This window comes from Pantoea sp. alder81, assembly GCF_020179835.1.
Taxonomy (GTDB): Bacteria; Pseudomonadota; Gammaproteobacteria; order Enterobacterales; family Enterobacteriaceae; genus Pantoea.
Window position 1 is genome coordinate 58,493 of the sequence record NZ_JAIUDA010000011.1, and the last position, 21,779, is coordinate 80,271.

23 protein-coding genes are annotated in these 21,779 nt (G+C 53.2%); 16 read left to right on the forward strand and 7 right to left on the reverse strand.

Going from position 1 to position 21,779, the window contains the following annotated elements:
• Positions 1-93 precede the first annotated feature (93 nt).
• The 3 genes from LBW88_RS23385 to LBW88_RS23395 form a co-directional block, all read right to left on the reverse strand.
• Complete coding sequence (locus LBW88_RS23385; RefSeq protein WP_224934815.1) at positions 94-3,234, reverse strand: DEAD/DEAH box helicase; 3,141 nt, start codon at positions 3,232-3,234, stop codon at positions 94-96.
• A complete protein-coding gene (locus LBW88_RS23390) occupies positions 3,231-4,040 on the reverse strand; it encodes a virulence associated protein (RefSeq protein WP_224934813.1) in 810 nt (269 codons plus the stop codon). The genes LBW88_RS23385 and LBW88_RS23390 overlap by 4 nt, the downstream gene beginning before the upstream one ends.
• A 231-nt stretch (positions 4,041-4,271) precedes the next feature.
• The gene (locus LBW88_RS23395; protein WP_265112698.1) at positions 4,272-4,808 is read right to left on the reverse strand and encodes an SOS response-associated peptidase family protein; all 537 of its coding nucleotides are present in this window, start codon (positions 4,806-4,808) and stop codon (positions 4,272-4,274) included.
• Between the two features lie 509 nt (positions 4,809-5,317).
• Between LBW88_RS23395 and LBW88_RS23400 the strand changes: the two genes are divergently transcribed.
• The 11 genes from LBW88_RS23400 (at position 5,318) to LBW88_RS23450 (ending at position 13,862) form a co-directional block, all read left to right on the forward strand.
• On the forward strand, positions 5,318-5,653 hold the full coding sequence (locus LBW88_RS23400; RefSeq protein WP_224934811.1) for an RAQPRD family integrative conjugative element protein: 336 nt from the start codon (positions 5,318-5,320) through the stop codon (positions 5,651-5,653).
• Positions 5,653-5,895, forward strand: a complete 243-nt coding sequence (locus tag LBW88_RS23405; protein WP_224934809.1) for a TIGR03758 family integrating conjugative element protein — start codon at positions 5,653-5,655, stop codon at positions 5,893-5,895. The genes LBW88_RS23400 and LBW88_RS23405 overlap by 1 nt, the downstream gene beginning before the upstream one ends.
• Positions 5,896-5,926: 31 nt before the next feature.
• Positions 5,927-6,316: a TIGR03745 family integrating conjugative element membrane protein gene (locus LBW88_RS23410; RefSeq protein ID WP_224934807.1), complete on the forward strand. Its 390-nt coding sequence runs from the start codon at positions 5,927-5,929 to the stop codon at positions 6,314-6,316.
• Positions 6,317-6,329: 13 nt separating this feature from the next.
• Positions 6,330-6,695 carry a TIGR03750 family conjugal transfer protein gene (locus tag LBW88_RS23415; RefSeq protein ID WP_224934805.1) on the forward strand — a complete coding sequence of 122 codons (366 nt, stop codon included), beginning with the start codon at positions 6,330-6,332 and terminating at the stop codon, positions 6,693-6,695.
• Complete coding sequence (locus tag LBW88_RS23420; RefSeq protein ID WP_224934803.1) at positions 6,692-7,348, forward strand: PFL_4703 family integrating conjugative element protein; 657 nt, start codon at positions 6,692-6,694, stop codon at positions 7,346-7,348. The genes LBW88_RS23415 and LBW88_RS23420 overlap by 4 nt, the downstream gene beginning before the upstream one ends.
• Positions 7,348-8,265: a TIGR03749 family integrating conjugative element protein gene (locus tag LBW88_RS23425; RefSeq protein WP_224934801.1), complete on the forward strand. Its 918-nt coding sequence runs from the start codon at positions 7,348-7,350 to the stop codon at positions 8,263-8,265. The genes LBW88_RS23420 and LBW88_RS23425 overlap by 1 nt, the downstream gene beginning before the upstream one ends.
• Entirely contained in the window at positions 8,255-9,790 is a 1,536-nt protein-coding gene (locus tag LBW88_RS23430; RefSeq protein ID WP_224934799.1) for a TIGR03752 family integrating conjugative element protein, read from the forward strand. Before LBW88_RS23425 ends, LBW88_RS23430 begins: the two co-directional genes overlap by 11 nt.
• Before the next feature lie 11 nt (positions 9,791-9,801).
• Positions 9,802-10,218, forward strand: a complete 417-nt coding sequence (locus LBW88_RS23435) for a TIGR03751 family conjugal transfer lipoprotein (RefSeq protein WP_224934797.1) — start codon at positions 9,802-9,804, stop codon at positions 10,216-10,218.
• Positions 10,218-13,079 (forward strand): conjugative transfer ATPase, encoded by a 2,862-nt coding sequence (locus tag LBW88_RS23440; protein WP_224934795.1) that lies wholly within the window; start codon positions 10,218-10,220, stop codon positions 13,077-13,079. The genes LBW88_RS23435 and LBW88_RS23440 overlap by 1 nt, the downstream gene beginning before the upstream one ends.
• The gene (locus LBW88_RS23445; protein WP_224934793.1) at positions 13,076-13,471 is read left to right on the forward strand and encodes a hypothetical protein; all 396 of its coding nucleotides are present in this window, start codon (positions 13,076-13,078) and stop codon (positions 13,469-13,471) included. Before LBW88_RS23440 ends, LBW88_RS23445 begins: the two co-directional genes overlap by 4 nt.
• Positions 13,472-13,595: 124 nt before the next feature.
• Positions 13,596-13,862 (forward strand): hypothetical protein, encoded by a 267-nt coding sequence (locus LBW88_RS23450; protein ID WP_224934791.1) that lies wholly within the window; start codon positions 13,596-13,598, stop codon positions 13,860-13,862.
• 80 nt (positions 13,863-13,942) lie between these two features.
• On the opposite strand, the gene LBW88_RS23455 is transcribed toward LBW88_RS23450, so the two are convergent.
• Positions 13,943-14,383, reverse strand: a complete 441-nt coding sequence (locus LBW88_RS23455) for a hypothetical protein (protein WP_224934789.1) — start codon at positions 14,381-14,383, stop codon at positions 13,943-13,945.
• Positions 14,384-14,677: 294 nt separating this feature from the next.
• Here LBW88_RS23455 and LBW88_RS23460 point away from each other — a divergent pair, with 294 nt between their 5' ends.
• The 5 genes from LBW88_RS23460 to LBW88_RS23480 are packed head-to-tail and all read left to right on the forward strand — an operon-like array spanning position 14,678 to position 19,398.
• On the forward strand, positions 14,678-15,073 hold the full coding sequence (locus tag LBW88_RS23460) for a TIGR03757 family integrating conjugative element protein (protein ID WP_224934788.1): 396 nt from the start codon (positions 14,678-14,680) through the stop codon (positions 15,071-15,073).
• Positions 15,073-16,047, forward strand: a complete 975-nt coding sequence (locus LBW88_RS23465) for a TIGR03756 family integrating conjugative element protein (protein ID WP_224934786.1) — start codon at positions 15,073-15,075, stop codon at positions 16,045-16,047. Before LBW88_RS23460 ends, LBW88_RS23465 begins: the two co-directional genes overlap by 1 nt.
• An 8-nt stretch (positions 16,048-16,055) precedes the next feature.
• The gene (locus tag LBW88_RS23470; protein WP_224934784.1) at positions 16,056-17,510 is read left to right on the forward strand and encodes an integrating conjugative element protein; all 1,455 of its coding nucleotides are present in this window, start codon (positions 16,056-16,058) and stop codon (positions 17,508-17,510) included.
• Positions 17,511-17,524: 14 nt separating this feature from the next.
• Positions 17,525-17,890 (forward strand): hypothetical protein, encoded by a 366-nt coding sequence (locus LBW88_RS23475; protein WP_224934782.1) that lies wholly within the window; start codon positions 17,525-17,527, stop codon positions 17,888-17,890.
• Positions 17,890-19,398, forward strand: coding sequence for a conjugal transfer protein TraG N-terminal domain-containing protein (locus LBW88_RS23480; protein WP_224934933.1), 1,509 nt, complete (start codon positions 17,890-17,892; stop codon positions 19,396-19,398). The genes LBW88_RS23475 and LBW88_RS23480 overlap by 1 nt, the downstream gene beginning before the upstream one ends.
• A 31-nt stretch (positions 19,399-19,429) precedes the next feature.
• Here the strand turns inward: LBW88_RS23480 and LBW88_RS23485 are convergent, their stop codons facing one another.
• The 3 genes from LBW88_RS23485 to LBW88_RS23495 form a co-directional block, all read right to left on the reverse strand.
• The gene (locus LBW88_RS23485) at positions 19,430-19,840 is read right to left on the reverse strand and encodes a DUF3742 family protein (protein ID WP_224934780.1); all 411 of its coding nucleotides are present in this window, start codon (positions 19,838-19,840) and stop codon (positions 19,430-19,432) included.
• A 547-nt stretch (positions 19,841-20,387) separates the two neighbouring features.
• Complete coding sequence (locus LBW88_RS23490; RefSeq protein WP_224934778.1) at positions 20,388-20,762, reverse strand: hypothetical protein; 375 nt, start codon at positions 20,760-20,762, stop codon at positions 20,388-20,390.
• Between the two features lie 339 nt (positions 20,763-21,101).
• On the reverse strand, positions 21,102-21,662 hold the full coding sequence (locus LBW88_RS23495; RefSeq protein WP_224934776.1) for a stationary phase growth adaptation protein: 561 nt from the start codon (positions 21,660-21,662) through the stop codon (positions 21,102-21,104).
• Between the last annotated feature and the right edge of the window lie 117 nt (positions 21,663-21,779).

Sequence of the window (21,779 nt, forward strand, 5' to 3'; positions counted from 1 at the left end):
ATTAAAGGGGGGCAGGCTAGTACAAACGGTTTATCACGCTAATTTATCGCTCCAGTGTGTCAAGTGCTTGCTTTGCTATGAGCCCGATTAGTATCAATATGAGCTTAAAACATACTTAAAATAGGCTGGGGTAGCTTTGATGACTTGCTCAACTGCACTCAGGTGAATCTTCTGAGCCTCACTGAAGGAACTGCCTCCATATCCATCCTGCAGAAGAGCATCACGAACAGCTTGTGAAATAAAACGGTCAGCGAATCCGGCCTCAAATACACTCATGGACAGAGTGTCCGGAAGGCCATATTTCAGGCTCTTCTGGAAATGCGCAAGCGATGTTCCGGGCTCCCCGACGAGATCTTCCGGGGTAAAAAGGAATTGCGCGAGCGCTGCCAGGATGAGCGCACAATCAAATGCCAGCGTGCTCTCCAAAAAATGGAGAATATCGTCGTCGCTTACCTTCCGTTTAAGCTTGCCGGCTTTCTTTTTAACCTGCATCAGTAACGCTTTTCTGAAAATCTCGCCATAGCTTGTTCCGCCCATCCACAGGAGAGCGAGTTGGAAACCCGCATCAGCTGGCTCGACGCTACGGAAAAAACGGTTGTCACAGAGTTCAGCCAGCAGTGGCCATACGGCAGTGAGCCATACATCATTGGAATCCAGCGTTAATAGCACATCTCTGTGCTCATCTGACCATGTCTCAATGCGTTTAGTCTGCTTTGCACCCAGCAATGTCTTGCCGAAAAATGCCTGCTTAACAGGCGAGCTTTCCACCGACTCAATGCGTCTGGCAACCAGCCTGAAGTACTCCTCCAGTTTGTCTGCTTCATCTGCAGAGGCAAGTGAATATGCGAGAGTATCGCGTGCCAATTCACCAGCTCTTTGTTCAAATGAGGTGGTATCAATGGTCGTACAGTTTGCCATCAAGTAGCTTTCAAGGGTATGCGTCATCTTTTTACGCTCGCCCAGAGATCTCAATAGCGCTTTTACAAGAGCATCTTTTTGCGCCTTGAGCAGGCTAGGGACTGAATCTGCCACATGGTTCGCCCAGCGTTCCCAGTCCGTATCTTTATCCAGGAAGTCCAGCAAATCGCCGCCAGCAAATGGCCATTCCTTGTTGCGGGGGAGCGAAAAAGGCTTCAGTAATAAAAGCAGTGAACTGGTTACCCCTTCTGAACGGTCGGGCGACAGCAGCTCAACGGAGCTTTGAAATCTCCACGACTCCTGCCGGTTTTTTCTTTTGTCCCATATCGTTGAGTCAGCAAAGATTACAATACCTTCAGTGTGCATTCCGGCGCGGCCAGCACGCCCAATCAGATTTTGGAAATCGCGGACTTTTACACGTCCGGCTCCCTGATTAACGCCCTGCACGATAAGGTAGCGAATAGGCAAGTTTACGCCCTGAGCGAGGGTGGATGTACACGCAATAAAATTAATGAGTCCTTTCTGCATCCCGTGTTCGAGTGCCAAGCGAATACCCTGGGGTGTATTGCTGTGATGCGTATATATACCCAGCTCAGCGGCTTTACAGAGGAGAGCGTCGCTTCCGAAGTTACCTTCGTTAATTGTTTTCAGTGCGTTGACTTCTTCAGGATCAGCGTATGCCGCAGGCCATACGGTGTTATATCCCGCCTCCGCAATCTGAACCGCCCTCTTTGCTATGCTGTTTGCAATTAATTTTGTTCCGCAGAAAATGGCAACGGAACCCTTACCTGCAACCCGCAGACCCAGGTAGAGCGATACATCGCTCGATTTCGCCCGGGTAGGAAATGTCGCGCTGTCAGCTCTGATTCCCGAAAGTTGTGCTTCTTCGATTATTCTCGGCACAAAGTAGTCTTCTCTGTCATAACCATTTTCATGAAACATTAACTGCCCGAGCGACTCAGTCCAGCTTGCAAAAGCAACAGACCGGCTTGTGGGTAACAGCGTTGCGCCGTCAATAACCTGTGCTTTATCCGCACCCATCAGCCAGCTTGCAATCGCCTGCGGGTTTTGCATAACAGCTGAAATAAGCAGAGTCTGCGCAGTGTCTTGAAGTAATCCCTTGATTTCGGTGAGCAATAGCTCATACGTTATCCCTCTCGCGCCGGTATCGAACTGGTGACCTTCGTCGTAAACGACAAGACCAACGTGTTTCAAAATCTGAGGTGACTGACGCAGCACATAGAGAAACTTTTCTGGCGTAAGGACTAGAACATTCGAAGTTGAGGGCGGAGCACTTCCCAGCAGTTCTGCAATCTGTTCAACAAAGTCAATCTGCAGGGCATCAGTCAGTTCATTGACTTTGATGTCATCGCCGGCAAGATCCTGTCGCAGTGATAACGCAATTTCATGGCAAAGTGCCCGGAAGGGCGCGACAACGACCGCAAGCCTGGTGCGCCCGGACATAAATGCACTGCGCAGGACCAACTCAATCGACCTTGTTTTACCGGCACTTGTGGGCATCTGAATCAGCCCTGAAGCGCCGCGGTAGATCCCACTGGCCCCCAAAAGCAGCTGTGAAGGCCAGAGTTCTTTGGGGAAGCGTCCTCTCTGAATGACCGGTCGCCAGTACTCTGCGGATAAGCCTGAATACTTGGGGATAGTTGACCATGCAGATGCGGCAAGCCTCATACGGCAAACCGATATGGCGACATCTGCATACAATAACTCCTCAGCGCTACCCATTTTATAAACTTCAGCACGGAGAAGTTTTAGTAAGGTTTCAATATGCTGCAGTTGAGTTCCTTCGGCAAAATGCGTTATGACAGAGTGCGATATCGAACTAAGCAACGATCCGTAACGTACATCATCAAGAGGCCAATAGGTCATCCAGTCTGCTTTGAGGAGCCATTGCAGAAAGTGCTCGACTTTGTTGCCTTCTGCTCTGTAATCAATTCGACGGGCAAGGACCAAGCTGCTGCCCGGTCTGCGAGCTAAATAATAGGCGGCAGAAGCTAAAAGCAATGTTGTTCTTTCCAGACCCTGCGCGAATCCTGAATCAAGGACTGCGTCAAAAAAGCTGGCGCAGAAATTGAGTTCTGCCTGAGGTTCAGGGGGAAGGGGAGTCAACGGATGGGATATCTCAGCAAGCACCCCGGTAACATCCCCAAGAGTTGCTATGGTCATTACAAACAGCTGCAGTGGATCCGAACCCTCTGGAACTCTGAGGTGCTGAGATTCATCAAGACCGAATTCGTACATCTTGCCTTTGGATCGCGTTATGCCGAAGAGGCGCCTGCTGTTGGATCCGGCCTTCATTTGCAGGCCCTCTCGTAAAGTTCATGAACCAGTTGCATTTGCATGTTAGAACGTACAACCATCAGGTATAGGGCTGCGACATTTGAGTGATCGTTAGCCAGCGTTTTGGCAAGTTCCTCTTCATTGAAAGCGGTGTTGCAGAGAACAGCTACAGCACCTGATAAGTATGTATATGGGTTATCAGAGGGATTTTGGAAACGTGAAATCCGGCTTACTTCCGTTGCTTTCCCTTCACGAAGGAATCTGCGTTTCGTAGCATTTAAAGTGACAGCCAGCCTTATATGCTGATCGTTAGATCCGTCGTTAACAGCACTCTGGAGCTGGCCGCCATAGGCGTTTCCCGAAAGAGAGGCTTTAACTTCGAAAGCATGCAGTGAATCTGCCTGAACGGGGGTGGCAATATCCAGTTGATGGAAGCCAATGATATCAACACCTTTAACAGATTCATTGTTGCTTGCCTTATCGGCGTATTTTTCCCGAGGTACCCAGAGATTGAGCGTGAACTCAAGGTAATCGGAAATGAGAAATTCAGCAAAGTCACCTGAACGTATTGAAGGGCCGGGCGCTCTTGTTTTGTCGGGGAAAATGTAGGCATTCAGGTATTGTTCCGTTGTCATCCCCGTCCCCATTAAAAGCTCCGGAAGCTCCTGGTCTGAACAATATTGCCGACGAAAATGCAGTGCCCAGCTGTCAAGATGCGCAGGATCGGTTGGGGGAGAAAACTCCCAGACATTTATGGTATGACCTTCAACGGTTATCACGCCGGATGGACTTATCTTTAAACCTTTTAAATGGTCGGGCAGCATCACATTTCCTTATGTTGGGTATTCAACCCTGAAAGGGGCTGCAGCTTTTTTTGTTAGCAATACTGACGAAACATAAGATTAAACTGGGCTTAGGGCATTGGTAAATAATTTTTAGTATTGGCCTGTGTCACTTGATTTATTCAAGTTGATTTTAGAAATGTCCGTTCTTGGCACATAGCGGACTTTTTCTAACGGAAGTTTACAGGCTATCTACAATTAAATGTCGCTGGTTTAAATGCGTTCAATGAGCTCTTTGCCCTGATTTTTGGGGCTGTTAACGCGGGTGCTGACAGGGTGCCAGTTAAAATCACTCACCGGTAATGCCGCGTCCTTCGCAATTTCCTCAGCCAGCTTTGGTGTTGTGTCTTCATTCAGCCACTCCAGGACGGAATCTGCCGACAAAACAAGTGGACGTCGATCATGAATATCCAGCATGCCATCACTGCTGGCCGACGTCACAATCAAAAAACCGTCGTGGCCGTGCGGGTCATCAAACGGCGCTTTACCGATCGCTGCGAAGAATAGCGGGGCGTGGTTTTTATGATCAATGAAGTAAGGTTGTTTCTTCTCCTCGCCTCGTACCCATTCAATCCAACCATCTGCAAAAACAATCGCGCGGCCATTGGCCCATAGAGACTTAAACATTCGGCTTGATGCTGCCGTTTCGACGCGCGCGTTAATAAGGGGCTGCTTATTCCACCACTCAGGACCGTAACCCCAGTAAACCGGATCGAGGCATAGCTGCTGCTCACGTTCGTTCAGGAGCAATACGCTTGTGCCCGGCGCTACGTTATAACGCGCGATAGGTTCCGGGTCGTGAATGTAATCGATGTCGCTAACGCCGATAGCGTCAAAAAGATGTCACGGCTCTGGTACTGCGCAAACCTTCCACACATAGACTTTCCCCCCTCTGTACATGATAGCGGTCTACGCATGCTGCGCCTTGATTTACTATGCATTGAGCTATTGCCGAAATCAGCGAATGAACCCGCTTTTAATTTTTCATCCGGTAATTAATTTAATGTTCTCCCGTTTTCTACATCGGAGCTGGACGGAGGGACCTGAAAATGGTTTTCAGGTGCCGGCCGTCAGCAGGCAAGGCGCATAGCGCCGCGTCAGCAATACATTTTAGTTACAACAAGCACCAATATCTGGCACCCCTACAGCCCGCATTCGCGCTGACCTTTAAATTTTTATTTTCCCAAAAAGAGTTAACGGCTGAACCGAACGCCGGGATTTCGCATGCTTACCGCACTCAACCACCACTGGAGGTGCATATGAAATCTCTCTGTCCGGCAACACGACTTCTGTTTTGCGGCGGTGTGCTGGGCCTGATCACACTCGCGTCCTCTCCGGCATCTGCATCTGAGAAAGACGAACTGGCGTCTGCACAGCGGATGATCGTCCAGGTGCAGGCTTCTCTGGAACGGGCGCGGGTTGCCGCAGCACAGGCTGACCCATCGGAGCGTGGCCGCTATTTCTTCGATTACCAGCGGGCAAACAGCGACCTGAAAACGATCAGTGCCGGCATTGACCGTTATCTGGAACCCACGCGTGCTCAGCCGCGTGATTTATCAGGTGTGGCGGGAAATTACCGCCGGGAGCGCCCCTGATGGCGATGACCGCTGCACAGGAAGCCGCCTTTAAAGCGTCTTCGGGAAATATTGAACCGAACCTGATGCACCTGCTCTGTCTCGGGCTGCTGGTTGGCTTTCTTTTCTTCTGGGCAGCATGGGCAATCGTTGACGTTTACTCAGGCTGGACCAGTCAGCGGCTGAAGGAAGGTGCCATGGGCAGAGCCATTGTCCGCTCAGTTTTGTTGTTAGTCGTCAGTATCTGGATGTTTTGCAGTTAACCCTTAACCCACTCTATTTACAGGTGAAATCATGTCTAAATTTGTATCTGCAGTAACCCGCGTAACCGCTAAAGCCAAATCAGCCTGGGCGAGTATCCTGACGGCAGGCATGTTAAGTGCCGTGGCCGCCAAACCGGCTTTAGCCGACCTGCCGACCGTGGAAGGTCCTACCTCCAGCGGCACGGGCACGGGCCTGATGGGCACGCTCAGCGGCCACGTACAGGACGGGCTGGTTCTGGGCGGTCTTGTGTTATGTGGATTTGCATTCTTTAAGGTGGCAGAAGCAGGCCTTGTTACCTTCGGTGAGGTGCGTAATGACCGCGCTTCCTGGACTAAATTCGGCTCCATTGTTGTCGTCGGTGTGGTGATGCTGGTTGCGGTTATCTGGCTGCTGGGCAAGTCCGCAGAAGTCATCGCGTAAGGCTGATATCCCGATGGCGACCATTAAATTCTTACCGGATCGCCTGAACGCTGAGCCAGTCGTATTTCGGGGGTTTAATACCCCCGAGTTAGGTCTGGCGGCGCTGACTGGCGTGCTATCCGGCTTTGTCCTTTCACTGCCCTTCGCCTTCCTGTTTGGCTGGCTTGCTATTCCAACCGGCACGCTGCTCTTTCCCCTCGTTTTTATTGCTTTTGGCGGTAAATGGCTCGCCAGCAAAAAAAGGGGAAAACCGGAAAACTATCTCTGGCAGCAATTTGAACTGAAAAAATGCCGCATGGGGCTGGGCGATATCAGTTTAATCATTCACTCGCGGGGCTGGTCCCTGCAACGCAGCAAAAAACTCAGGAGTAGCAAATGAGTCGTTTTCGCCACGCGGTTAAGGGCCGCGATCAGCATATTTTCACCCTGCGGGCGGCGTGCGTCGTGTTGCTGCTCTTACTGGTGACCGCAATGGGCGGCTGGATGAGAGCGCCTGAAAAGCTGACTATCCATAACCCGCCAGACCTGCGCAAAGGGAGCACGCGCCCGTGGTGGGAGATCCCGCCGCCAACCGTTTATGGCTTCGCGTATTACATCTTCCAGCAGCTCAACGCCTGGCCTAAGAACGGTAAGGCGGATTATCCCGCCCGCATTCAGTCGCTTTCAGCTTATCTGACGCCGCAGTGCAAAGCGTTTCTAGAGGAGGACGCAAAGGTACGCGGTGAAAAAAATGAGCTCACCGATCGTGTCCGCGTGGTGTACGAAATTCCCGGTCGCGGCTATTCCGCTGACAGCGTGGAGGTTATCGACCGCGATAACTGGACCGTGAAACTCGATCTTGTTGCTGATGAATATTACCTCACAGAACCGGTAAAACGCGCCATGGTGCGTTATCCCCTGAAAGTCGTGCGCTGGGACGGTGACTCTGAAACGAACCCGTTTGGCATGGCGCTGGACTGCTATGACGGTATTCCGCAACGCCTGTCTGCCGCGCCTGAAGAACCAAAACAGAATAATAAGGGGATGTTTTGATGACGCCATCATTTACCCTCAGCACTCGCGCCTGCCTCGTCGCGCTGTCACTTTCACTGCTGCTGGCGGTCGCAATGCTCGCCTCGCCGGCACAGGCCGACGAACTGATGAAATGGGAACGCGTGCCGTTACAGATTCCGCTGAAAACCGGTCAGGAGCGCGTGATATTCGTTGATAAAAACGTGCGCGTCGGGTTTCCCCCCGCGCTGAACGGCAAGCTGCGCGTGCAGAGCACCGGCGGCGCGGTGTATCTCAAAGCCGACAGTGATTTTCCGCAGACCCGCCTGCAGCTGCAGGACATGGAGAGCGGTGAAGTGATCCTGCTCGACGTGCGCACGACCGCTGCAGCGTCTGCCGAGCCGGTTAAAATCATTTACAGCGGTGACGTCAGCACAGTCAGCAGTGCAGTCGGCAATACGGGTGAGAAATCCGGCCGAGAGCGCAGCACTCCGCAGACGAAACGAAAAAAAGTCAGCTATAAGGCTCCCATTCCGGTCCTGCTGACACGCTATGCAGCCCAGAACCTCTATGCCCCGGTACGCACCGTTGAAGCCGTGCCGGGAATACACCCCGTTAATCCGCACCTGCCGTCACGCATTACCACGCTGTACCCCTCAGCCCCCGTGACCGTGTCACCGGTTGCCGGCTGGGGCGTAGCAGGTCGCACCGTTGTTGCTCTCCGGATCCGCAACAGTTCTTCACAGAAAGTGATACTCGATCCACGTGAGCTGCAGGGCCAGTTTGACACGGCCACTTTTCAGCATCGCTGGCTGGGTGCAGCCGGTACGCCTGAAGATACCACCACGGTCTACCTCGTCACGTCAGGCCGTCCTGATGACGCTTTTGTGCGTGAGCCGTCCACAGTCCGCAAGGCCGCTTCCCGCCCGGCTCAGAAGGTGATCCGTTATGAAAATTAAGTCAAACGGGCTGGTCAAAGTGCTGGTGCCGGCCATTCTGGTCGGTGGCGGCTTTATTGCCCTGAAAAGCTATAACAGTAAGCCGCAGGAGCCCACTGCGCAGTCAGCCCATGCCCAGACCGACGACGCGCTGAAAAACCTGTCACCACAGGAACTCAAGGCGCTCGGTATCGAGGGCGACACCCCACAAGATACGCTTAAAACCATCGTTGGCTCGCTTAACGCCGTCCGTCAGCAGCAGGATTCACTCAACAAGCAGAATGCAAGGCTGCTGGACGAAAATGAAAAGCTGCGCGAGCGCAATACCAACGTGTCCGGTCAGTTAAATGAAGCCGTGCAGGGCGTGGAAAAAAATTACCACGAGCGTGAGAACCAGATGCGTCAGCAGCAGAACGTCCTGACGTCAAAACTCAACGAGCTGACAAATAAACTGCAGAATACCGGCAAAGGTCTTGCCGACAAGGCAAAAGGCCAGGACGGCGATATTCCGCTGGGGCTCGGTCTCGACGGCATGGGGGCCGGCGGCGGAAGTGCCCCGGCCTCCGGCAGCGATGGCCTGATGTGGGTTACGCCTCAGGACAGCCCCGCCCCCTCTTCAGCACAAAACAGCGGCAGTGCCGGAAACAGCGCCGGCGAGTCCCGATTCCCGACGTCCTTTCTCAGCGAAAACGCCTTGACAAAACAGAAAGCCAGCTACGAGCAGCAGGTCAAGGGCTCGACGGCTGAAAAAGGCGCTGAAGACGAGGCCGAACCGGTTTATACGCTGCCTGAAAACTCCACGCTCATCGGCAGTCGTGCGATGACGGCGCTGCTCGGCCGCGTGCCGATCAATGGCACCGTCACCGACCCGTATCCTTTCAAGGTGCTGATTGGCAAAGACAATCTGACGACCAACGGCATTGAGCTGCCAGACGTGGAGGGGGCAATCGTCTCCGGCACCGTCTCCGGTGACTGGACCCTGTCCTGCGTGCGCGGTCAGGTCAATAGCGTCACGTTTGTGTTCACCGATGGCACGGTTCGTACTCTGCCGAAACCGGACCGCAGCGGCAAAGGCGGCAATAACAGCAATCAGAATGGCGGGAAAGAGACCGGCACCAGCGGCGGCATCGGCTGGATTTCAGATGAAAACGGGATCCCCTGCATCTCCGGCACGCGTAAATCGAATGCCTCAAGCTATCTGCCAACGATCGGGCTGCTGGGTGCAGCCGGCGCGGCGGGTGACGCCATCGGTCAGAATCAGACGACAAGCCAGACAAACGCCTACGGCGGCGTGACCTCGACGCTGACCGGCGACGCCGGGCAAGCCGTGCTGGGCAAGGCGATTTCAGGCAGCTCTGATGAAATCACCGAGTGGGTCAAACAGCGTTACGGCCAGACGTTTGACGCGATTTACGTGCAGCCGGGGGCGAGACTGGCCGTACACATTACCCGCGAGCTGGCGATCGACTACGAAGATAAAGGCCGTCGCGTGCGATATGACTTTACCCTGCCAGGCGAAGACGGCAGCACCGGCGAACTGGACTGAGGAGAATGACCATGAGTATGACTGCAAAATTTGGGGTTTTATTGATGATTGCCGCAAGCCTGCTTGCCGGCTGTTCCACGAACAAAGATGAAATGCTGCCGCCTGGCAACAGCAATATGCTGGAGCTGTGGAAAGGCACCGACGGTGAATCGGGAGCGACACGCGGCAGTGAAGCCCGCAGTACGCTGCGCCGTGGGCTTTCGGACAGCGAGCAGCAGGCTGCGCTCAGCGACGACCGGAGCTACAGCCGCACGCAGGAATCGGAAATCAGTCAGCAGTTTCCGCGCCTGCCTAACCCTGACATGGTGATGTACGTGTTTCCGCATCTGGCACAGGGTATTACTCCCGTGCCGGGTTACAGCACCGTTTTCCCATTCTATGATCAGACGCAGTACGCCATGCCAGGTGAACGTACGGAGGCCCTGTAATGTTTGGACTCTTTAAAGGGAAATTAGCCAGTAAGCCCGCTCATCTGTCGGACGTCGCTGAGCAGACCGGCCCGGAGCCGGTTACGCGCCCGGGTAAGATGTCTCAGTCTGATGAAAAGCGCGTTTACGCGCACAATCCGTCCATCGTGGACTATCTGCCGTGGGCAGAGTTTCTGGATGAAGAGCAGTGTCTGCTGCTCGATGACGGGATATCCGTGGGTGCCGTGTATGAAGTGACACCGGCGGCAACCGAAGGCCGTCCGGATGATCGCCTGGAGCAGATCCGCGACGTGGTGGAAGATGCGCTGCAGGACAGCTTTGACGACCTGGCGAACAACCCCTGGATTGTTCAGTTCTTCTGCCAGGATGAAAATAACGTTGATGCCTGCCTTGACCGTCTGCGCGGTTACGTCAAACCGCACGCGCAGGACAGTGAATTTACGGAAGCCTGGCTTAAAGAAACAGAACAGCACCTGCGCGGCATCGCCCGCCCTGAAGGGTTGTTTGAAGACAAGCTGATCACCGGCCAGCCGTGGCGCGGTCAGCAGCGACTCACGCGCATGGTGATATACCGCTGGGCGACCAAAAACAGCGGTGATTTAATGTCACCCATCGGCATGCTGAATCAGGCGTGCGACCGGCTCTGTAGCGCGTTCTCCAGCGTGAACATCGTCTGCACCCGTCAGAATGGCCTGCAGGTACATTCCTGGCTGCTGAGGATGTTCAATCCGGCACCTGAAGGCATGGACAAAGAAGCCTTTTACCGTGCAGCCGCCTATCACGACAGCCGTGACACGTCTGCAGGCATGATCCCGACGGAGAATGACTTTGCAGAAACCCTGCTGTTCACGCCTCCGCGTTCTGACGTTGAAAACGGCGTGTGGTGGCTGGACAACATTGCGCACTCCGCCATTTCCGTTGAGCGCCTGCGTAAGCCGCCTGAGCCCGGCACGCTCACCGGCGAAAAGATTCGCGGAGAAAAGAAAATTAATGCCCTGATGGATACGTTTCCTGAAGGCACCATGCTGTGCATGACGGTTGTTGCTGAGCCGCAGGATACGTTGGAGGAGAAGTTTAACCGCCTGGCAAAAAACGCCATCGGTGAAAATACTGAGTCCGGCCGCGTCCGGCAGGACGTCGCAGCAGTTAAAGAGCTGCTGGGTAACCGCCACAAACTGTATCGCGCGGCCATCACCTTCTTTCTGCGGGCAAAAGATATGCCCGAAATGAACCATAAGCGTATTGAGCTCAGCACCGTACTGCTGAACGAAGGGCTGCAGCCGGTTCGCGCGGAGCATGATACCTGTCCGCTGAACACCTGGCTGCGGGCGTTGCCGATGTGCTTTAACCCGCAGCACGATAAGAAAAACTGGTATACCCGGCTGACGTGGGTCCAGCATATTGCCGGACTCCTGCCCGTCACCGGCCGCGAGACGGGTACCGGCAATCCCGGATTCAGCTTTTTCAACCGTGGCGGCGACGTGCTGGACTTTGATCCACTGAACAAAGACGACCGCTCTCAGAATGCACACATGCTGCTGTTCGGACCTACGGGTGCAGGTAAATCAGCCACGCTCTGTTCAATGCTATGTCAGCTGATGGCGGTTCACCGCCCGCGCCTGTTTATCGCGGAAGCCGGTAACAGCTTCGGGCTGACCGCCGACTACTTCGAGAGCCTGGGCCTGACAGTCAATAAGGTCAGCGTCAAACCCGGCAGCGGTGTATCACTGCCGCCTTTTGCTGACGCGCATAAGCTGTTTGACAGCGACGCGCCCGCGCCGGCGATTAATGAGAGCGATCTGCCGGATATTGAAGACGACCCGGAAGATGATGAAAACGGCAAGCGTGACATTCTGGGCGAAATGGAAATTTCTGCCCGAATGATGATCACCGGCGGTGACCCAAAGGAAGATGCCGCGCTGAAACGTGCCGACCGCGCCATGATCCGCGAAGCGCTGATCATGGCCGCACGCAAAACCCTGGACGATGGTCGGCAGATGCTGCCGGGTGATCTGCAGAATGCGCTCAACACCATCTCAGTGGAGTCTGAGAACCAAAGCGGACAGGTGCGTAACGAATCCCGCCGGGCAAAAGCAGCTGAAATGGCCGAGTCGCTGGGTATGTTTACGCAGCAGGGCAGCTTTGAAGCTGAACTGTTCAACCAGGAAGGTTCTCTCTGGCCGGAGGCTGACGTGACGCTGATTGACCTGGCGCACCTTGCCCGCGAGGGATACGAGGCGCAGATGGCGCTTACTATGGTGTCGCTGACGAACACCATCAATAACATCGCCGAGCGGGATCAGTATCTTGAACGCGATATTGTTTTTACCGTGGATGAGGCGCACGTTGTTACGGTTAACCCACTTCTCGCGCCATATATGACTAAAGTGGTCAAAATGTGGCGTAAACTGGGTGCTTGGCTCTGGCTTGCCACGCAGAACCTTGAGGATTACCCGAACGCTGCTGGCAAGATGCTGAACATGGCGGAATGGTGGATTTGCCTGACGATGCCGAAAAAAGAGGTGGATGATATTGCCCGTTTCCGGACGCTTTCAGAGGAGCAAAAAGCCGTACTGCTTTCCGCCAGCAAACTCTCACGGTGCTACACCGAAGGGGTTGTGCTCTCGAAAAAAATTGAAGCGCTGTTCCGTGCCGTGCCGCCCAGCCTTTACCTCGCACTCGGGATGACGGAGAAAGAAGAGAAGGCCGAACGCAAAGCGCTGATGCGTAAACATAACTGTCCTGAGCTGGATGCTGCGATTCTTGTCGCGAAAAAACTGGATCGTCTGCGTGGACTGATGACGGCTGACGCGACTGGGATGCCCGAAAATAATGATGAGAGAGAGATGCTGACCGCATGATTAAGCTCAAGTATGCGCGACCTGTGACCCAGCGGCCTGCGCCGGATGAAACGCCTACCCCGGTCATGTTCAGTCTGCATCCGCAGAGTGAACCTGCGATGACAGCCACGACATCTGAGCGTCTGGCAGCACTGGAAAATGCGCTGAGGTCACGGCTGCAGCCACCGGTCACGATTACCTGTAACCCGCATCGTATCGGTAAGAGCAATTGTGTTTCAGTGCATCTTGAGGACAACAGGGGTAAACGTGCTGACATTCTGCTGACGCAGGAAGGACGCGCCGGACTCCCCCTTGACCATGAGTTCGACTCTCCGCGCTGGTATGTAAACGTACCTGACGCTGCAGACATGATTTTTTTGACCCTGTGGGTTAATGAACTGTTCATAGACTGATATAAGATAATGTATTCCCGGCTCTATGAGCCGGTTTTTAGCTAACTAGCTAATGATAAAGGCTCGGTAACCTGAAATTTAAGAGCAACTCAACCTCAATTACATGTAACTAAGGTAACTAAGTATGCCAATTTCTATTAAAACGGTGAAAAATACCCGCACGGGTATCAGGGGCGTGCAACGATATGGATCAATGTATCGCTGGCGAGTAGATGCTATTAGATTCAGAAGTCTTACCGGGCAAGACCCTACACCTCCATTCGCCTCCCTACTTAATGAAAGTATATCCAAATGTGTTGACTCTAAAAGTTTTCATTCTATTGAGAATGCTGGCGATGATCTTTGTCGATTTTTACAAGATATGACCGGATTATTATTCGATTATAAATAACCTTCTCGACATCAATTTTACAGTTTACATCTAAAAATCATTGTGTTAGGAGACAGAAAGGCCCTTGATTGATGAATGGTTCATTTCTTTGCATTGCAACTTAAGAGTTCGTAGTTTCCGAGCTTCGAGATGACAAGCCCAGTTCTTGGGTTGTTCTTATTCTTTCCTAAAAGTGGATTTTCAAATATAAAAGAATATGATTTGTTTTCGATATATTTTTTTAACCTCTGCTCCTCGGTCATTTCTTTGTACCCTGATGTATCATTAAGGTCAGTGCTTGTAATGGAAATGCCATCAAGACTGACGATATTGTCCTGATGTGGATCAGAAAGGCTGGATATTATTATGTCATTTTTTAATAAAGCAACCTTATTAACATGGTCCGTTTGATGAAAAGAAACTGTATAGTCGCCTTCGCATTTGTAAACTGAATCTCTCACCCAGTTATTCTCATTAGCACAGGAAGTGGATATGTAAAACGAACACATCATCAGAATAATTATTTTTAATTTCCCGGGCATTTCGAATCCTCAGTTTTCCATCTCAGGTAGTCAGAAACCTTATGTTCCGCAGGGCCTCTCGAACGTCGCTAAGGCAGTATTTTATGTCTGTCATCGGCTTGATAGTGACAGCTTCCAGGTTAACCCGTACATCACAGCGATGAGACTAACCTTGGGGATATGTCAGATTATATCTGAACATTTTAACTAGCAGTCCTACATCAGAAATTTTTAAATTCCGAAAAAGAGTTTACGGCTGAATCCCTGAACGCGCACTGCCACTCTGACTGCCTGTTACCGTGACGGAGATCCGCTATGCGACTCAGGCTTTTGCAATCACTTTTTCTGTTTATACCGTTTCAGCTGATGGCCGGCACCGCTGTTTATACCAATGCTGAACACCCTCCTCAGAATCTGACTGACGATGTATCGGTTGTCTGGCTTGATGGCCCCGACCGCCTGCAGGATTCAATTTTCGGCAAACTGCCGACAAATTCCCAACTGGCCGCTCAGCAGGCCCGCGAAATCATCCAGTCGCCGCAATGGCCCGGCCACCAGGCGCAGATTGCTCAGGCGTACCGGCAGGTCGTTCATGCCTGGGAAATCGGACTGCATAAATATCCTGCCGTCGTTTTCGATGATCGGGACGTGGTTTATGGCACCGCCGACGTAGCCCGTGCCGTCACGCTGCGCAAACACGGGGGCAATTGATGAACTTCGCCCTCAAAAAACAACTGAATGCGGCCGGTGTTGCCGCCGTACTCGCCGTTGCGGCGGCTCCTGCAACGGTTTCCGCCATTAATACTGCCGCCATTATTGCCAGCGCCATTACCCAGGACTGTATCAGCTGGCGCGTCAGCGGCATCTGCTACTGGCTGATGTGTACGCCGTTTGGCTGTTCAGTGAAAACCTCAGTGAAGGTGACGCACTTCATCCCCGAGGTGGTGGTCTCCACCTACACCGGGCCGGGGGGAAATCCCTGGACTGAAATGGCGTTTATGAGCGGTGCGTCCGGTACGGTAGACAACGCTCTGACAAGCGGAGCGCCGGCTGGAGGCGGTAATGCCGGCGACATCAAAGATCCGGGTCGTCGTAAGTCCAACATCAAATTTAAGTACGCAGATGCAATTGGTCACCCTGCAACGTCAGTAATTGGCGGCAGCATCGCGGGTTATTCGTGTGACACAGCGGCCACGCCGTTTAATCCCTACTTTCTGAGCACACTGGACTCACTTGTCTGGCGTTCGGGATTGCCTGAGTCCCTTTATCCGGAGGCGCTGGTTACCGGTCAGCGCGAACTGGGCAGTCAGGCCAGCGCCAATATGTGGGGGAATATTTATCCCCGCTCAGGCTTCGTCAGCCAGACCGATGACGACAAAGCATCAGCTGTTGTCGCGCAGCGTGTCGCCGACATTATCACCCGTTCAGGCCAGTCCCACGTTTATCAGGTACTGAAAGGTACGCACAAGGCGGGGTACTGGCCGCCGGGAGAGGTGAAAGAAAACACGGGCACGGCCAATCATAAATGGCAGCGCCTGTCTCCCACACTTTCTGCTTCCTGCGCCGTTTTCCCGGACGGCGCTTATCCCATCGCTCAGGACGGCAACGAAGCGTACGCACTCTGGCAGCCCTACAGCTGCTGCAAGCGACGCGGCCAGACCTTCCTCTATTCTACTGATTTCTGAGAGGCACCATGTCACCCGTTAAATTTAAATCTGCCGCGCTTGCACTGTGCATCTGCGCAGCAGTCACATCCGTACAGGCGGCCGATGATGACTCGTCCGGCGTATTCGGTATTTCACTTCCCTCTGTTAATAACAGCGCCATTGGCTATGGCAAAGACGTCAGCGGCGCGGTCTCGGATAAGCTTTATTACACGCTCGGCGGCGGCTCTGTGATCTCACAGCCGGCAACGCGCAGCAGCATGCGGAAGCTCGGCATGAACGCTGGCTGGAGCAGCGACCTGATGTGCGGCAATTTTGACCTGAAAACGACCGTAGGCAATCAGCTCAACGGGGTCACCAGCGGCTTTAAAAACCTCATGGGCGACGTGGTGCAGAACGCCACCGGTGCCGTCGCCAGTCTGCCGGCCATGATTATTCAGCGTGCCAATCCCGGCCTGTACGACATGCTCACCAACGGCGTGCTGCAGGCAAACGTCTCTTTTGATAAAGCCCAGCTCAACTGCCAGAACATGTCGAAACGCATGATGGATTTTGCCGGCAACAACAAATGGACACAGGGCGCGGTCATGGATGAATACCGTTCGCTGGTGAACAGCGGTGACGCCGATGCTGTCCGCGTGAACAATTCGGCGGACAAGCTGCAGGGTAATTCAGGACAGAACTGGATTGGCGGGCAGAAACGTGGCGGTCAGGGACAGCAGGCTATCCGGCCAACGCATGATTTAACGGCGGCCGGATTCAACATGATGAACAGCCTGCCGGTGCTCAGCACGGACTCCGTCAGCACGAACAGCTGTAACGGCGGGGCCTGCGGCAAGTATGCCAGCGCCGAAGAAGCGGCTAAAGCCGTGGTTCAAGTCGTGGGGGACAGCTCCCTGCGCACCTGCAGCGATGCCTCACAATGCACCAGTGGCGATGACGAACAGCAGCCCGGAGCGACGCAGGCGGGCACCGGCTTTGCCCCCATTCTGGAAGAGACCACTAAAGAGAACACGGAACAGCTGGTAAAACTCGTCAACGGCACCGAGCAGCCCAACGCGACAAACCTGGCAAAACTCAAAACCGGCAGCCTCCCCATTACCGCTGGCGTCATCAGAGCACTGCAGAGGGATCCTGACAACGCCGCCCTGACCGCCCGCCTTGCCGGCGAACTGGCAATGGCAGACACGGTTGAAACCGCGCTGATTATGCGTCGCATGATTGTTACCGGGATGTCTGAACCCAATGCAGCGGCACAAAACGCCGCCATTGAGGAAGGAGACCGGCGCGTAGCGGCCATCGATCGCGAGATCACGGCATTACGAAATGAAATGGAGCTCAAGCGCGAGCTGTCACGTAACTCTGTCCTCACCATCATCGACCGTGAAAACGGGCGCGTTAACAGCAACCCTCAGACGCAGAGTGATGACAGCACCGACAGCCGCGTTAACCGTCTGGCCGTTCCTGAAACGGAAAGCAACTGATGAGGGCGCTGCCGATGAAAACTGAACGCGGGGCGCAACGCCCCTCATTTTTTCGCCGCCACCCGGCGCTGTTCCGCGTGCTGTGTACCGCCGGCACTCTGCTGGCAATCCTGCTGGCCGGGCTCATTGTTGCGGATAAAGCCGTCAAAAACCCGGCTCAGGCCACTGCATTCCGGGAATGGATGGATCACGCCCGGTATGGCTGGCTGGTATGGCGCCTGGCGGTGTACGGTGCGGTGGCGTGGGGGTTTATAAAAATTTTCCGTGCGTCGGGCTTCGGTCCTCAGCACCGCCAGCCGCTGATCCGCATTGCGGCAGTCAGCGTCATTTTTGCCGTTGTCTGTGAACTGGTGCTGCTCTGCGGCACGGGAGCATCATGATGCTGACTAACAGCTATCTGGAATATTTTCTTACGCTGCTCGGCTGGGTTGTTAACAACGGCCTCTGGAATATCCTTATCACCACAGGACTGTTTGCCGTACCGGTCGCTTTCCGTCTTATCGGCATCTGGCTGAAGGTACGTGAAGAAGGTGAAGATGAGGGGAACAAGGGGGCGCTGTCTATACCCCGCATGGAGCATGCGATTTACACCTCCTTTCTGGTCATGATTGCCTGCTGTATGCCGCTGATGAATGTTGATTTGAGCACCATAAAATATGACACTTCACGCGCTCAGACCTGTGGTACGTGGACGCCAAAAGCGCCTAATGACACGGGCTACTCCCCGGTCATATCGAGCATTAACGATCAGACAGCGGCTGCGCCGGTTTGGTGGTATCTGGTTCACAATCTGGCAAAAGGGATCACGCAGGCTTCCGTTGCCACTATCCCCTGCCGTCCGGACATGCGTCAGCTCCGGTTTGAAGTTCAGCACACGCGTATCAACAATAAAGCCCTCGCAGAAGAGTTGCAGGACTTTACCAACGACTGTTATTCCCTCGCGCTCTATATGTGGAAACGTCAGGATCAGGGGCAGACGAAAGACAAAGCCACGCTGAGGGATATTGAGTGGATCGGCAGTCAAACCTTTCTCAGTAACTTTTACGGCAGCCTGCAGTCGAAAATGCCCCGCGCGGAATTCCCCTGGAGTGAAAGCCGCGACAGTGGAAGGCCGGACACGGGCCGGGGGGGCTATCCGACCTGCAGTGAATGGTGGAGCAAGGCGGAGACCGGACTGCAGGCCCGCGTCGTCGATCAGGCTGACCCGGGATTATGGACTCGTCTATCAGCTGCCATGACCATGATCGGCGGTAATACTGCTGACTATAAGGAAGCTATTATCCGTCGTCTGGTCAGCCCGGAGAGCCTGACCGTGTCGCAGGGCGGACACGTTTATGCGGGCTACGGTGGTAACGCTGATTTCACGCTGGATAACTCTGTTTCCCGCGTAGCAGCGATCGGCGGCACCGCACTAGGCAGTCTGGCCGCATTCCCGGCCTTCGATGCCACGCGTCAGGCGCTGCCCATGGTCCAGGCCGTGCTGCTGATGGCGGTCGTGGTGATTCTGCCGCTGATTCTGGCTTTTTCCGCCTATGAGATTAAGACCGTCATAACGCTGACGTTTGTGCTGTTTGCGCTGAACTTCCTGACATTCTGGTGGGAGCTGGCCCGCTGGCTCGACAGCTGGCTGCTGACCGCGCTTTACAGCTCTGACACACACAGCAGCTTCAACATGGCCGGATTCCAGAACAGTTCGGATGACCTGATCATGAACTTCGTCATGGCGACAATGTTTCTAATATTACCGGCAGTGTGGATGGGGGCGCTTTCGTGGGCAGGTGTCAGAATAGGTGGGGCGCTGGATGGAGCATTCAGAAATGGCACAGCGAAAGTCGAGCAGAGCGGGGGAGAGGCTGTGAGTAAACTGAAAGGTGCTATGAAACTGTAATTATTCAATTAGCTTGGGGGCAGTTCTGTCCTCAGGCTTTGTTCTCTTCTTCATTATTGACAGATTCAGTTGATGAAAAAATTGAATCATCTGCACCGTAATAATAACCGTACCCGTCGCGACCATTTCTAAAATCTGGTCCGTTTGCTGAGGGGGACTCATCGGGGTCAGCAGAAGTTGCTTGATTCATTTGTATATAGCGAACCATATACACGAATGCAGCAGCTGCGATAATCACGGCACCAACAGCAAACCCAGCTATCAGAGCTGAGGCCATAAGTAGCAGAGCAGAGAAGGGGACTAATGTTTTCCCGACCGCTACCGGAATCCCTTTTCTCACTGCCCAAGCAGTAAAGCGAGAATCGGCATCACTATAGACGTTTGACAGACGCTTCCAGACTGAAGCCGCCTTGATTCCGTGGTTATAGGCTGATGAGCTCATAAAAACCTCATTTACTATTCATCTACAGACCATACTAAATGTTCAGAAGAAATGCACATTATGCCAACTCGAGCACTCAATTAGTTACAGCATACATTGAATTCTTACTCAGGATAGTAGTTAACCTCACCATCCAGCCCCTCCATACATACCTTCGCTGCATCCATTTACATCTGAACTCTACATCGAACAAAAACGCGCCCATTTCCCCGCACCAGCCCCGATTTCGACCTAGAAAAGCCGCCGACGCCCGGCCCGAAGGGCCGGATCAGTGAAGGCTGTAATAATGGATGCTGTAACTACTGGATTCTTCATTGCTGTTGGTTTTTGCTGCGGGTTCTTTCTTTCGTCTCCGACCGTCTGACTTCAGTGCGCCTAGAAGGCCGCTGCTCAAACGGCAGTCGGGCAGGAAGGCGATCTGAATTGTAAATAACAGACTTAATGAATAGCTGTATCGCTTGCTTAGCGCCTTTCTAAATAAAAATGAAGATTGATAAGGACTACGAGCTGCGCAGAGGAGAACGGCGCTGGCCGTAGAAGTATGAAGTTAGCGATTTTTGCCCATTATGTATTTATTCAGTGCTGTGCCTTGTCCTTCACGGAAATCGAACGAATAGGTACAACCTCGCGCAGACAGAACTTTATAAAGTTCGTAAATAAGATCACGATTTGGTCCTTCACCTACAGCTGCTTTTTCCAGGGCAAGTCGTGATGATGTGACCAGCACGACGTGGCAGGGCTCATCGAGCTGCAGAACGCCATCAATCAGACCCACAATCAGGCTGCGTTTTGAGGTTGTATCATGATAGTGAAATGTCAGCGGAATCTTTTGGTTATCCCACTCAATCAGAACGCGCGCAAAACCCTCGCGACTCTGCGCATTGCAACTCCCCATGCCATAGATGTGAACTGTTTTAATCATTTATGGGATACCATCAAATCGGTGCCGGTACAGGCAAAAATTTAGTGTCAGCACAAACCCTGTCATATCGGCCTCACAGAGGCAAAGTTGGAAGTCGGTTGACGAGATCGTCGAACTTCATCTAATATCACCCATAAGGAACGCACTTCACGGTTCGCTCCTTATTGGATGCAGCAGACTGAATGTTCTCATTCAGACATCCCGCAACCAGCGCATTTTCAATGCTCCCTGGTCGAGGCCATGCCCGGTAATGGCGTTCTGAATACCAGAGTGATGATTTACTGTCACGCTGGCGAAGCCCACCTTAAGGTGGGCTTTGTTACTTCTGGGCTGTGAAAATTAGCGAAGGCGCCCTTTGCGCTGGCCAGGAGGAACAGGCAGGGGTCTGTTTCCCCTTAGTGCAAAGGCAATGCTGAAGAAGTTGGCTGGCGCGCCGCCGGGCCGCTCGGTTACCGGGTAAGCGCTGGTAATGTGCAGGCGCAACTTTTTCTTTTCCCTGAACGCCTTAAACACCACGTAGTAATAGAGCTTTTCTCCATTTCCCAAATCCATCTCAAACACAGCATAACTGCCGTAACCGGCATGGATGACCCTAGACTTGTCCAGGGACTCAATCATACCCCGGAGATGCTTTCTGGCCAGATTGTAACGCTGGTCGCAGAAAGGACGCTTTCCCTTATCACCAGCAGAATACATGAGAGCAACGGTCTCTTCCGGTGTCTGATGATCATAATCCTTCGCGAAGCAGTGGAAAGAATAGGTCACCCAGAATCGATAGGTTATGTCCTCCTTTCCCTCTGCCGTATGCACGTAAACCACCTCGTGTGCATCGAGAAAAGAAAGATCGCGAACAATTCCATCAGGGTGATTAAACGGAGTCCATTTTTCTACTTCTGCCACAAAATTCCCCGCAATTCGATAACGTACACTTGTAAGATTTAAAAAATTGAATGCACAATGCATTACATTGGTAACTTACGCCTGACATCCTTTAGAACCAACATGTTAACATTGAAA